This window comes from Chryseobacterium sp. HR92, from assembly GCF_045689405.1.
Lineage (GTDB): Bacteria > Bacteroidota > Bacteroidia > Flavobacteriales > Weeksellaceae > Chryseobacterium > Chryseobacterium viscerum_A.
The window spans coordinates 3,164,914-3,178,604 of the sequence record NZ_CP139139.1; the positions used below are offsets into that span (position 1 = coordinate 3,164,914).

The following is a 13,691-nucleotide window of genomic DNA, read 5'->3' on the forward strand; positions in this document are numbered from 1 at the left end:
AATATTACATCATTAAAAAGTTAAATTAAGGCCAAGAACATAGCTTCTCGAACGGGGATACGTAGAACTGTCGTACCCAGGTGTAACAGTCACCCCGCTTGCTGCAGAAACTTCAGGGTCATAACCTGAATACCCTGTAATTGTTGCTAAATTGTTAACAGTAAAATAGATGCGGGCATTGGACAACATTACTTTATTCAAAAATTCTTTAGGAAAAGAATATCCTAATGTCACCTGGGCAATTCTCAGATAAGAACCGTCTTCTACATAGTATGATGATGGGTAGGCAATATTTGAAGTATTTGTATTGCTTAAACTCCAAAGGCTTGAGTCTTCGTTTGGATTCAGTTCTTTTAATCTTACTAAATTGGTTGTTGCTAGCCCCGTATTAGGATCAATCAGATGATAATAATTATTCCCGAATTCTGAAGGAACATTCTGGAACATCGCATATGGGCTTAAGCTTTGTTTAGTGGCATTATAAATATCATTTCCAACGCTAAATTTCATAAATACAGCCAGGTCAAAACCTTTGTAAGAGAAATTATTACTGATTCCTCCGATAAAGTCCGGAGTACCGTTTCCGATCTTCTGCATTTTTCTTGTAAACTGATCTCCTGATTCATTATCAGCAGCAAATTTCATATCGCCCGGTTTAGGAGTTCCGGTTGCAGGTTTTACAACGCCCGGCTTTAAGGTTAAAGATCCGTCCGAATTTTGGGTAAAGTCATCCGTAGTGTAAACTCCCTGATAAATATACCCGTACATATCTCCCAGTTCTTCTCCTACCGTTGCATAGTAGGTCACCATTCCCGTTCTGCTGCCTCCTACACTGAATGTTTTATTCAGTTGTCCGTTCTCAAGAGAAAGAACTTTAGATTTGTTAAAAGAGATATTAAGATCTGTCGTCCATCTGAAGTTTCCGGATTTTACATTCACCGTATTTAATGTGAATTCCATCCCTCTGTTTCTCATAGAACCGATATTCTGGTACTGTCTCGAATATCCTGAAGAAACGGGAAGTACACTTTCGAAAAGCATTTTGCTTACGTTATTATGATACCATTCGGAAGTCAATTTAATTCTGCTATTGAAAAACGCCAGATCTACACCAATATTGGTAGTTCTCAGCTCTTCCCACTGAAGATCACGATTTCCCCAGTTTGTACTGGTAACGTATGCCGGATATCCCTGAGTATTGTTTATTGGATAATCTGTAAGCAAAACATTGGTTCTCCATAAGTTATTGGAGACACCATTGTTACCTGTTACTCCATATTCAATTCTTAATTTAAAATCATTAACGATTTTATCAATCTTATGACCCTGCCAGAAATTTTCCTGAGAAACACGCCATGCACCTGCTACAGATGGAAAATACCCCCAGCGGGATCCTTCTGCAAATTTTGAAGAACCATCCGCACGTATTGTTCCTGTAATTAAATAGCGATTATCATAATTATAATTTACCCGGGCAAAATAGGAAAGTAAGCTGTTGCTTGATCTATCTGTATTTTTATCGGCAACCGTTGCGTTGGCAATATCATCCAGTCCGAAATTAGGATATGGGAATTTTGTAAGTTTCATGCTGCTTCCCTCGGATTCTTCATACCAGATTTCGTTCCCTATTAAAGCATTTAGTTTATGTTTTTCACCCAACGTTTTATTATAATTCAAAGTATTCGTGATCTGATAACGGAATGTTTCTGCATTGGCGATATTGCCATTGATCCCTGTGTTTACAGGATCTGTGAGGAACGCACGGGAGTTTTGATCTGAAAATGATGTTGATTTGCTGTTTATCCAGCTATATTGTCCGGCAGTTCTCCATGTGAAGTTTTTCAGAAAGTCAAATTCGATACCTGCATTGGCTACGAATGTTCTGGTACGCTTGTTTGAAGTTGAAGCCTGGGTTTCTATGTATGGGTTTTCTGTATCGAAACCAGAGTCCAGCGCTGAAAAATCCGGGAAAGTCTGAGTGTTGAACAAATGATCCTGGGTAAATAATGTACCACCGGTAATAGGCTGAAGAAGAATTTTTTTCATTCCTGAATAAGCTCCTCCACCGTTTACAGAATTGTTCGTAAACATGGTATTGAAATCTACTCTTACCCCTTTATACAATTCTGAATTGATATTGGCACGTAATGAATTCCTTGTCTCACTATAGTTTTGAAGCAAACCATCCTGTTTATTGTAATTATAACTGATGAATGCCTGTGTCTTATTATTTCCTACAGAAACGTTTACGTTGTGGTTCTGAGTTAATCCCGTTCCTCCCAGCATTTTTTCCTGCCAATCTAATGCAGAAGCAGATCCGTAGCGATTGGCAATTCTCTGATTGGCTCCGGAATAGAATCCCGGTGCATCGGTTCCCAGATTATTATCAAAAACATTACTCCACGCTGATGGTTTAGACTGAAGAACTCCCAATTCGTACTGATACTTTACATATTGTTCCACATTGGAGAGCATATCCAGTTTCTTTGAAAGCATATCAAATGACATGAAAGTATTGTAGGTGATAGTCGTTTTTCCTTTCTTCCCACTTTTAGTTTTAATAACAATAATACCGTTGGAACCACGAGCTCCGTAAATGGCAATGGCAGAAGCACCTTTCAGTACATCGATACTTTCAATATCATTGGGATTAATCACATTCAAAGCGTTATCCAATTGGAACCCGTCTACAATATACAGCGGATCGGAACTTTGAGTTATGGAGGAACCACCTCTGATCGTAACGTTGGCATTGGCACCCGGAGCACCACCTGCTGTTACGATATTCAGACCTGATGCTCTTCCCTGCAGCGCCTGTAAAGCATTCATTGCCGGTGTAGCTGCCAAATCTTTTGCAGAAACTGAAGAAACAGATCCTGTTAAGTCTGACTTTTTAACTTTACCATAACCGATAACAACCACTTCCTCAATATCTTTTGTGTTTTTCACAGAATCATTTACCGTCTTTTGCCCCCAGACAAAACTTGTTGAAAGCATAAATGCCGGAAAGACGATTCGCTTTATATTTTTATGTTTAACTATTAAAGACATATGTTAATTTTTATGTTACCAAAATACACCGTTACAAAAATCCGGGCATCCTGCAATATCCTGTATTTAAATATTAACGATTTACCACAATCAGCCACGATATTTAAGTTATATTTTAAAATAAACAACAAAACAATTGTAAATCACTAATTATTTTATAAAATACTTAACTAAACCGCGAATTAAAAATCCCTCTATTTTTAATAAAAGACACTGATTTTTCAGTGCCTTTAAAAGAGCTAAAATTCTAACTCTGAAACTATATGAATGGATGAATGTGAAATGAATTTTATCGTAAAGAATTTCCGTATCCTACAATCAAAATAGAAACAAACATTACAATCATTCCGCCAGAAATGGTTATAATTGTTTTTTTGGAAACTCCTTTCCATTCATTGATGATAATTCCCCATAAATTGGCAATAAAAATGATAAAGGCCATGTGTAAAATCCATGAGCTGGCGCCATTTCCCATTTTACTTTCGCCCATACCATAAAAGAAGAACTGTAAAAACCACATAGTTCCGGCAAGTGCACAGAAAATCAAGTTACGCACCACCGGTACGTTTCTTTTGGTATAATCGGTATAAGATTTATTTTTAACAGCTAAGTACAAACACCCGATCAGATTGACTGCCATACCACCCCAAAGCACAACAATGTAGGTTACATTATTTTGAAAAAGGAATTCTCCCTGATCCGGGTTAGCTATTTTCCAGGCTTCATTGGCTGCGATTGCCATTGGCTTTCCTGCTTCCAGTCCGAAGTTAAAACATGCACTTAAAACACCGGATATGATAGAAACGATTAATCCCAACCCGAATTTATATTCCGTTTTTACTTCTAGACCATGAGGATCTGTTGAATCGGTTTGTAACTCTTTTTCTTTCATCATTCCTGCTTTTCCACTAATGATGATTCCGATGACACAAACCAGAAGTCCCAGCAAAACAAACTGTCCCCATTGGCTGGAAAACAGCAAACCGATATTGTCTTTTCCTGTTTGTGGAGAAAATTCATAATAAATGGAAGGAACGAGTGATCCAAACACCATACAAAGCCCCAAAATAATGCTGCTTCCAAGTGCTACTCCAAGATATCTAACGCCCAAACCATAAGTAAAACCGCCAATTCCCCACAAAGCACCAAACAAAAACGTCAGCCCCAATATGGAAGAGCTTTCATTCTGAATGATTTCCCAAAAACCGGGAATGGTAAGAAATGCCGCAAGAGGCGGCACAATGATCCAGGAAAAGACGCCTCCAATTAACCAATAGGTTTCCCAGGACCAGCCTTTTACTTTTTTATAGGGTAAATAAAAGCTGCCTGAAGAAAAACCTCCTAAGAAGTGAAAAAAAACTCCTAATAATGCATTCATAATTTATCTTATGGATTGAATTTGAAAATTAATACTATGAAATCGATTGCGCATCTTGTAGTGTCATGTTGTAATATTAGTTTCTTAACGCTCCTGCTTTCTAAATCGATACATTCACTCAGTGAAAATTAACTATTTTGAATATTCGTTTATTTTAATTGATACACTTCACTTGCAGCAAGCAACAGACAACCTAAACCATAATCTTCAAAATCAGGCTGCTTATCAATGGCAAGCGGCTGACCGTCTTTAGGTTCTTTTCCTGTTCCCTGAACCCAGCCTAAAAATCCATTCGGCTGAACAGAATCTTTTACAATTGCGCTCCAGGCTTTTACGAGAACGGGTAAATATGTCTTTTTATCAATCAATCCTTTATTAAGCCCATAGGCCATTCCATACACAAAGAGAGCGGTTCCCGTCATTTCTTTACCTCCGAAATTGCCAGGATCATGCAGACTTACATTCCAAAAGCCATCTTCCCTCTGAATGGGTAGCAAAGCTGATAACAGATCTTTATAATCCTGTAAATATTCCTTATAATGCGGATCAGATTCCGGGGTATCTTCCAGTGTACGCGCTAAAGCTGCAACTACCCAACCGTTTCCGCGGCTCCAGTAGCAATCTTCGCCATTGGGTTCTTTATAAGGGGGAACGAAGCTTTTATCCCGCCACCAAAGTTTGTCTTTTGGGTTATATAAACCATTTCCTCCATGCTTATATTTCGTAAAGGCATACATCTCATAATTTTTATCGAAATATTTTTGTTCACCGGTAATTCTGCCCAGCTTTGTAAAAATCGGCATTCCCATTTGGAGCGCATCAATCCACCACCAGTCATCTGATTTTTTAGAGGCAATCATACTGTCCATAGAAGCTTTGACAAATTTTATTCTTTCCGGATTTTTTTTGCCGTCAATTTCATAAAGATCCAGATACGTTTGTCCGCAAGCCTGGTTGTCTGCATTACGGGTATAAGTACCGCGCATCATGTCCCAATTGTGTTTTTGAGACCAGTCGATGGCGTAATCGTAATACTCTTTTTTAGGATCTATTTTATACAGAGCCATCAGTCCTTCATAGTAAACAGCCCGTGTCCACAAATTACTTGGCCATACTTTTTTTCCGACAACTTCCTTTCCCGCGTCCGGCCATTTGTTCATGAAATATTGATTTGCCCTGCGTGAAACGTCCAAAACTTCTTTTTTATCCGGAAGATTAACGTTTTTTGCCACCGTTTGTTTCTGAACTGAGCAGGAATATAAAACTCCAAACATCGACGCAAAAAAAACGCCTCTCATTAGTACTTGCTTCATAATTATTTTATTTTAGATAATTAAAGGATTAAGGTTGATTTAAGGTTTAACTGTATAAATATTTGGCAATGGAGCTTTTGAAACAGATTCATCCAAATAATAATCAGTATGAGGAGGCTGGTTGTAGCCTACATTTTGCCAAACAATACTCAATCGGTATTGCGGATTATGCATCATCGTATACAAACGGTGCTTCGTAGGAATGGTAGAACTGAAAACCCGAAGCTCCTGATTATCTGATGTTCTGTAAATCAGCTCTTCCCGCCAGTCTCCAAATAAATCGGCAACCAGAGAAGGATTTTTCTTAGTGCCATTGTTAGATTCGCACTGAAAATCCTTAGCATCAAAAATGAGATTGGACTTTTCTTTATTCCAATCCCATTTTGACACAGAAGTTCCGTCTAAAATTTCGCTTAAAAAATCCCCATCCCAATAAATTCCCATATTACAGACAGGATTTTTATCACTTATTTTTCTTCCTTTAGTATCGTAAATACCTTTCACACCAGCTCCTGAAGCCCACGATTCTGAACCTTGATAGCGGGGATCGATATTTAAGGACAGTCCTCTTCCCGGTCCTTGAAATTTGCCCTGTTTACTATAAATCAAAGAAGGTAGTTTCCATAAAACCTTACCCGTTGCACCTGCTCTGAAATGGGCACCCGCATCATCAAATCTTTCCTGAATATCAAAAATTTCCAATCCCGGAGAGGAAGGATCCAGATCACCAACGTGCAGTGCATCACCGTGACCAAAGCCCGTGCTGTTCAAGACTTTTCCGTTATTATCAACCGTCATTGCACCAAAAATAATTTCATCTTTTCCATCATTATCTACATCGGCAATGCTCAGGTTATGATTTCCCTGACCACGGTATTTTTTATTTTCTTTTGAACTTTCCGTATCAAAAAGCCATCGTAAACTGAGTTTTTTATCCTTATAATCCCAGGCAGCGATTGCCGTTCGGGTATAATAACCTCTCGACATAATAATGCTGGGTGTTTTGCCATCCAGATAAGCAACTGCACCCAAAAACCGGTCTACCCTATTTCCTTTCGCATCGCCCCAGGTTTCGGTAAGCTGTTCCGGAGTCGGATTCAAGCTGCCCTGAAATCTCGGAACAATATAATGAACGGTATTAATTTCTTCGCCTGTTTCACCATTAAAAACAGTCAAATATTCAGGACCGGAAAGGATAAACCCGTTTTCATTCCGGTAATCTTTGGAAGGATCCCCGATGAATTTTCCTTTACCATCTCTGCTTCCATCTGCCGTCTTCATAACGACTTCTGCTTTGCCGTCCTGGTCTAAATCATACACTAAAAATTGTGTGTAATGCGCCCCTTCCCTGATATTTTTTCCTAAGTTAATTTCCCACAAGAATTTTCCGTTCAGTTTATAAGCCTGAATAATGGGTTCATCTGTAAAGCCTTTCTGACTGTTGTCTTTGGATTGCCCCGTCTGATGAAGGATAATTTCATATTCACCATCTCCGTCAAGATCGGCAACAGAAGCATCGTTGGGCGTATATCCCACCGGAGTTCTTAAAGGAATTGAAAAATAAGGTTTTTGATTAGCAGCATACTTCGCAGAATCCTGATCAATCTCCCGTTCCTGGGTATTGGATCTTACGAAATAAGTGTAATTCTTTGTTTTGTCTGCCGTTGTATCTAAAAAACTGGTTTCGTTAAGCAATGGTTTTTCGTTCAGCTTTTTGCTTTTATTATTTTCAATACGATATAGATCAAACTGAATATTCTGAGGTTCTGTACCCAGTAAACGCCAGCTCACAAAAATTCCTGTTTCTGAAGGTACTGCAACAATTCCTCTTTTTAAATACTCCATTTGCCTTTGTGCTGAAAGGAGCTGTGAAAAAAAAATGATCAGTACAATAAAGTTATATTTTATATTCATAATTCTGAACTATTACATTAATATATAATTCAATCGATTGCGCAATTTATTTTGATATACTTTTCTTTATATGAATTCTATTTTGAAAAATATAATGGAAATAACTGAATTTGTCCATCCAATCCGGAAGGCTGAATTTTCCATCCAAAGGCATCAAAAGCTTTATAATCAATATTTACAAAATTAATTTCATGATAATTACGCCATTGAATTTTATTCTGATCCATGTAACGGATTCTATTTGCCATCAAATTGCAGACTTCAATCTGAATGGTATTTTTCCCTTTTTTCAGATATTTCCCAATGTTGATTTCAAAAGGAATACTCCAGACAATCCCAGCTTCCTGACCGTTAACAATTACTTTTGCACTTTCATATAGTTTATCGAATTTTAAAAGATAATCGTCTGCTTTTTTATTCTTCAAAACTAATGTTGTTGTATAAACACCGGTTCCTGAAAAGCTCTGTGTTGCAGAATCTTCTGAAAAGTTCGTCCAGGGTTCCGGATTTTTTAGAATCCTTGATTTTGGACGTTCGGGACCGCCTTCTTTGAAAGTCAGCTGCCATGCTTGATTTAAACTGATAGGGGAATCTATTTTTTCAATATAATTCCATTTTGCAATGGAATGATCAACAGATTCACTATTTTTAAAAAATAAAGATTGTCCGGATTTCAGTTGAATTCTTACAGAATTGTTTTGTATTTCCGCAACTCCGAAATCTCCGTTTTCCGGATTCATGATCACGGCTTGCTTTCCTGTATAGTTTAAAGGAATAAACTGATTAATGTCCTTTGCAGTATGATTAACAATGAAATAGTATTTTCCACCGTCAAACTGTCTCCTCACAAACCTCAATCCGGTTTCCGTTAATTGTTCTTTTTGTATTTTTAAATATTCCAAGCCTTTTTCAATATCAGCACTTAACACAATTTTTCCTTTTCCGAAACTCGCAGTTTTTATATTTTCTCCGTGATCCTGAAACTCGATCTGAGCCCACAATGATTTCAGTTCTGCTCTTCTTTTTTCAACTTCAAAATTTCCGGGAATATCTTTTGGCTCATTTTGAAAAATAACCGAAGCGCCATTTTGAGCTAATTTGAGAATATAATGTATCGTAGTTTCCGGCAAATAAGTTAATTCAGGAATAATTAAAACCCGGTAAGAAGATCCTTCTTTTGCAGTCTGAATTTTCTGGTTTTCCGATTTGGATTCGCCAATCATCTTGTCAGAAATCATATCAAGAGCATAGCCCATTTTGCTTAGCTTCGTTAAATTCTTATACATTGGAGTTGGCTGCAGCCATTTTTCCACGTTATGAACTTTAAACGCGATATCTTTTCCATTCGGATTAGCCCATTGGTCATAAATTGGCCAGTATATCAACAGTTCATTATCAGATTTCCCGCTCTGCAAAACACTTTGAGTACGGGCAACATAAGAATTTAATCCCATTAAATGTGGCCACAAACTGTTTTCCGGAACAAAATTAACCGAAGCGTAAAAAAGCCATCCCGGAAAAGGAACATCGGCCGGTGTATATGTTGTACCATGATAAAAAACGTGATTGATTCCAGATAGAAAAACCTGCTCCACTTCGGGTTTTGCTTGCGACCAGGAGGTTTTAAAATGCTCTGTAAGCCATGTAAAAGTTTCATTTGAAATTAATTGTTTACCTCTAACATTGGCAGCCGATGAAGCAAATTTCAGCATATTAATATCCGGTTGATCAGATTTTTGCACATCTGTACGCTCTCTTCTCAGCCCCGGAATATCAAAAACCGTACTTCCAAAAGTCTCAGACTCCGGAATATCGACTGCAGCATACAAGTCCAGTAAATTTCCTGGCGATCCGTGGGCCTGGTTGGTATTTTTGGAATTTTTGGAATGAGCCCAGTTTGTAAAATCCTTAGTAAAATTGCTCAAAATCAATTCGCTCAGGGTTTCCCTGTAATCTGACTTAATTCTACCCGTCATCTCGTTTTCTTCGTTACTGACAAGATATTTAATGTATGGACTCAAATCATATCCTCTCCTTTTTTTAAATTCACTTTTAAAATCAGGGGTCCAGTCAGCATTATAAACCTCATAACTGTCATTGAAAAAAGAACGGATTCCATAGTTTGAGTTTCCAAAAGCTTTATCGAAAGTTTTAAGATAATCTTTCGTTGCATCAGGTGAAAAATGATCTAGTGTATACCCTTCACCACCTGGAGCTGCACGTTTTACTTTTTGTAAAGTTTTGCCTGTAAAAACAGCATAAATCGTCCATTTCCCGGAATCCGGCTTCCAGTTGAGAGAGCCGTCATTTGCTATTTTATCAGTTAAAACAACTGCTTCATTTTTCTCATTGTAAGCCGTTACAATATCTAATTTTATTGTTTCTAAATTCTTCTGTTTTTCATCATTCAGAATGATTTGCTCTGAAAATTTTTCGCCTGATGAAATTGTGTATGTCTGAACAATCATTTTTGTAGCGGCATCTTCTTTGTCAACCTGCGAACCACCGATTGGCCAGCCTGTTCCTACAGCCATATCAACTCCCATGTTCAAACTTTTTGCTTTGCCTGTAGTGAATTGAAGCATTTTCATCCACTCCGGAGAAAGATAATTGATGTACTGATTTTCAAAACCTTTTGCTCCATAAATGGGAACGATTTCTATGCCACCGAAACCTGCTTTATTAAGTGTTGTCAATTCTTTATCCAATCCTTTTTCGCTGACAGCATTTCCCATCCACCACCATCGTGTCCACGGCTTTGCCGTTTCAGTGGTTTTTGGCCACGGATTTTGTGCAGGAAGATTCCCAAACGCAAAACAAAATATGCCTGCCTTTACTATAGATTGAATATTCATTTTCTTACTTTTTAGTTTCCATCCGGTTTTAAAGATTCCATGAAGATACATTCCGGCCAATGGAATTTTTCAAAAGGATCAGGTTGATTTAAGTCAAAACCTTTATATTTTTTAGAAATAAACTTAGTCAAAGGCAGCTTCTGATCGACAATACTTTTTATGACACATTTTGCCAGTTCATAAGCGCCATACGTATTAAAGTGAGTATCATCTGCCAAAGCATCCTTCTGATTGGGATAAGAATTTGCAGGATAATAGACAAATGCTTTTTTAGAATTTTCCGGTCCCAACGCTTCAAAAAGCGTTTTACTCATTGCATTCAGGTCGATTAAATATACATTTTCTTCTTTGCTAATTTCCCGCATCGCATCAGGAAAATCATCAAGAGTATTGACAATCTTATTATTCTTATCAAAAACTCTTCGATTCATTGATGTAACTAAAACAGGAATCGCTCCCAATTGTTTTGCTTTATTACTCCATTCCTGTAATCTTTTTCTATAACCAGATTTTGTGCTGTTGCCATACTTCTGATCATTATGCCCAAACTGGATGAACAGATAATCTCCAGGCTTTATTTTGTTCCAGATTTTATCAATCCGATGGCGGTCTTCAAAAGCTTTCAAAGTTTCTCCGCTTTCGGCGTAATTCGCAACAACAACTTCTTCCGGAACAAAAAAACACGGTAGCATTTGTCCCCACGAGGCCCAGGGTTCGTACTGTGCATCTACAACCGTGGAATCCCCTGTCAGGTAAATTGTTTTTGCCGTTTTGTTAGACTGAATGGTTATTGCACAAATTTTTGGGGCTTTACTGTTAAATTCAATCGTCAATAAGTTGTCCCAATGTAAATATTTTCTTTCTCTTGGTTTTAATTTTACAATTCCAATTTCAACTCCATCCTGATTACGGAGAATGCTGTCTTTAATATGAACTGTAATAAGTTTTTCAACTATTTCACCTTCTTTTGTTTTTACTTCGTCCAGCATCAGACGACGGTTTTCTACACGAGCTGTTGTTTGAGAAGTTCCTTTAGAATCACCTAAATTTAACTTAATATCATAATTCCCTTCCGGAAGTACCACCGAAAAATAGAAAGGTCTGTCGCTGGTAATATAATCTCCCGTCAAAGCATTTCCTCCTCTGTCGATTGATTTTAAGCCGGAAATATCCATGAATCCATAGCCTGCTTTTCTGTCGAATTCAGAATGTTCCGTGATGGGAATAAAACCATCCTGAACTCTGCTTCCGCCAAAATCAAATTTAAAATTGGTTTGCTGGGTAAACATCGATGAACAAATAAAAATGGTTATAATTCTTATCCAACTTTTCATAATCACTCCATTAAAAATATTGACTCCACCATTAATCCAAAAATCCTATTCGCTTGTATGCTCAGAAACCGTCCCAATCTAAATTGAGAATGCAATAATTGGGAGCATAAGCATACCACGCCGAATATTTTAGACAAAAAACTCATTTTGCAGCAATGTCGGAATCATCTTTCTTGTCATAAGACTGGTCTAGCGAGGCAACCTGAGTAACATTTACTTTAATTTTTTTTAAATTTTTAATAGCCCCCAAATTCTCCTCTTTTGGTTTTAAAGCCTTTATTTTCAGGTTATCCAACGTGAAATCTATCAGATCATACAAGTCTGATTTTTCAACATCGAATGCCGTTTCACAACTGATATCAATATTTTTAATCAGAATATCATTCGCTAAAGATTTTTTAGGCTTTTCCTCTCCTTTCAAATCGAAAAACTGGCTCCAACCTTTCACATACAAGAAAGTTTTGACATTGCCCGTGATATTTTCAACGGTAATATATTCGTAATGCTGAGGAGTATCCGGTCTCATTTTAAGGTGGAGCAGTCTGGAAGCATCTTTCACCTTTGAGTTGCGCAGAATTACGTTATAATTGTGGATTGATTCGCTGCCGCAAGTAAGAACACTGTGACAAAACCCAAAGTTGTTATCTTCGATGATGATATTTCTGTTTTCACCATTTTCAGGAGTTTTATCTGCTTTCGGACCTTTTCCACCTTTTAATGCAATGGCGTCGTCGTTCACCGACATATAGCAATTTTTAATCAGGAAATTCGTGCAGGCATCAATATCAACGGCATCTGTACTTGGTGCTTTTACCGGTTCTTTTGGTGCAAGAATTGTCAGGTTTAACAATTTTACAAATTCACTTTTATAATAATGTGTACTCCAGAAAGGAGAGTTTTTTACGGTAATCCCTTCAACCTGAACATTTTTAGAATTTGAAACATAGATGATTCTGGGTCTCATTTCGTCCATATTGGTACACTTAGGATTCCACTGACGTCTTTTCCAGAATGCTTTCCAAAAGCGCAATCCGTTTCCGTCAAGTGTTCCTTTTCCCGAAATAGTAAAACCATTTAACCCATCTGCATTGATTATTGCAGGAAAATATTTTATAGTCTGCCCTTCCATTCTTGTTTCCACAACCGGAAAATCACTGATATCATCGCTTCCTTTTAATTTCGCACCGTTCTCCAAATGTAAATGTGTTCCTTGTTTGAAAAATACCGAACTGATCAGGAATGTTCCTTTGGGTACAATAATTACCCCACCGCCATTTTTAGCTGCAAGATCAATGACCTGCTGAACCTGTTTTGTCTGAAGAATCGTACTGTCGTTTTTCACTCCATTATCGGTAAGAATATATTTTTTACCTAATTTACTGATGTCTGTAGGTTTGTTTTCTTTAAACCATCTTTGAATTATGGTGCCGTCGGGAAATTTATCCTGGCTTTTTATGCCTGATGAAAACAATAAAAGCATCAGCAGGGATAATAAAAAGCTTGATGTATTTTGAGATTTCATAATTTATTTTTTATTGTAGAATCTGATTTTTCATTAATAAAATTCAGTATTCAAAAGAATGTCAAAATAAAGGAATATCATTTAAATAAAATTTATTCGGTTTGTTTTTACAAAAAAATCAACAAATAATCTTCAACTCTATAACGAAATTATTCTTTCATTTCATTTTCATAAAAGTATACATTTTAGAATTTGACGGTATCCTGCTCTTTCATGTTGATTAATTTGCGATGATTTATCCTTGGTTAACATCTACCAAAATATAAATTAATCATTAATTTGCGCAATCGATTGCTCAATATTGGATAATTAAAGCCTTTTTTA

The 13,691-nt window shown here is 37.2% G+C and carries 7 protein-coding genes; all 7 read right to left on the reverse strand.

From position 1 onward, the window contains the following. Positions 1–12: 12 nt before the first annotated feature. Positions 13–3,051: a SusC/RagA family TonB-linked outer membrane protein gene (locus SFA27_RS14180; protein ID WP_407292930.1), complete on the reverse strand. Its 3,039-nt coding sequence runs from the start codon at positions 3,049–3,051 to the stop codon at positions 13–15. A gap of 289 nt (positions 3,052–3,340) precedes the next feature. Then, positions 3,341–4,429, reverse strand: coding sequence for an L-rhamnose/proton symporter RhaT (gene rhaT / locus SFA27_RS14185; RefSeq protein WP_264518238.1), 1,089 nt, complete (start codon positions 4,427–4,429; stop codon positions 3,341–3,343). Positions 4,430–4,578: 149 nt separating this feature from the next. Then, positions 4,579–5,742: a glycoside hydrolase family 88 protein gene (locus tag SFA27_RS14190; protein ID WP_264518239.1), complete on the reverse strand. Its 1,164-nt coding sequence runs from the start codon at positions 5,740–5,742 to the stop codon at positions 4,579–4,581. 39 nt (positions 5,743–5,781) lie between these two features. Continuing rightward, positions 5,782–7,587: a rhamnogalacturonan lyase gene (locus SFA27_RS14195; protein WP_407292933.1), complete on the reverse strand. Its 1,806-nt coding sequence runs from the start codon at positions 7,585–7,587 to the stop codon at positions 5,782–5,784. A gap of 146 nt (positions 7,588–7,733) precedes the next feature. Next, positions 7,734–10,511, reverse strand: a complete 2,778-nt coding sequence (locus tag SFA27_RS14200) for a glycosyl hydrolase (protein ID WP_407292935.1) — start codon at positions 10,509–10,511, stop codon at positions 7,734–7,736. Positions 10,512–10,522: 11 nt separating this feature from the next. After that, the gene (locus SFA27_RS14205) at positions 10,523–11,845 is read right to left on the reverse strand and encodes a rhamnogalacturonan acetylesterase (protein ID WP_264518242.1); all 1,323 of its coding nucleotides are present in this window, start codon (positions 11,843–11,845) and stop codon (positions 10,523–10,525) included. A gap of 142 nt (positions 11,846–11,987) precedes the next feature. After that, the gene (locus tag SFA27_RS14210) at positions 11,988–13,367 is read right to left on the reverse strand and encodes a glycoside hydrolase family 28 protein (RefSeq protein WP_264518243.1); all 1,380 of its coding nucleotides are present in this window, start codon (positions 13,365–13,367) and stop codon (positions 11,988–11,990) included. Between the last annotated feature and the right edge of the window lie 324 nt (positions 13,368–13,691).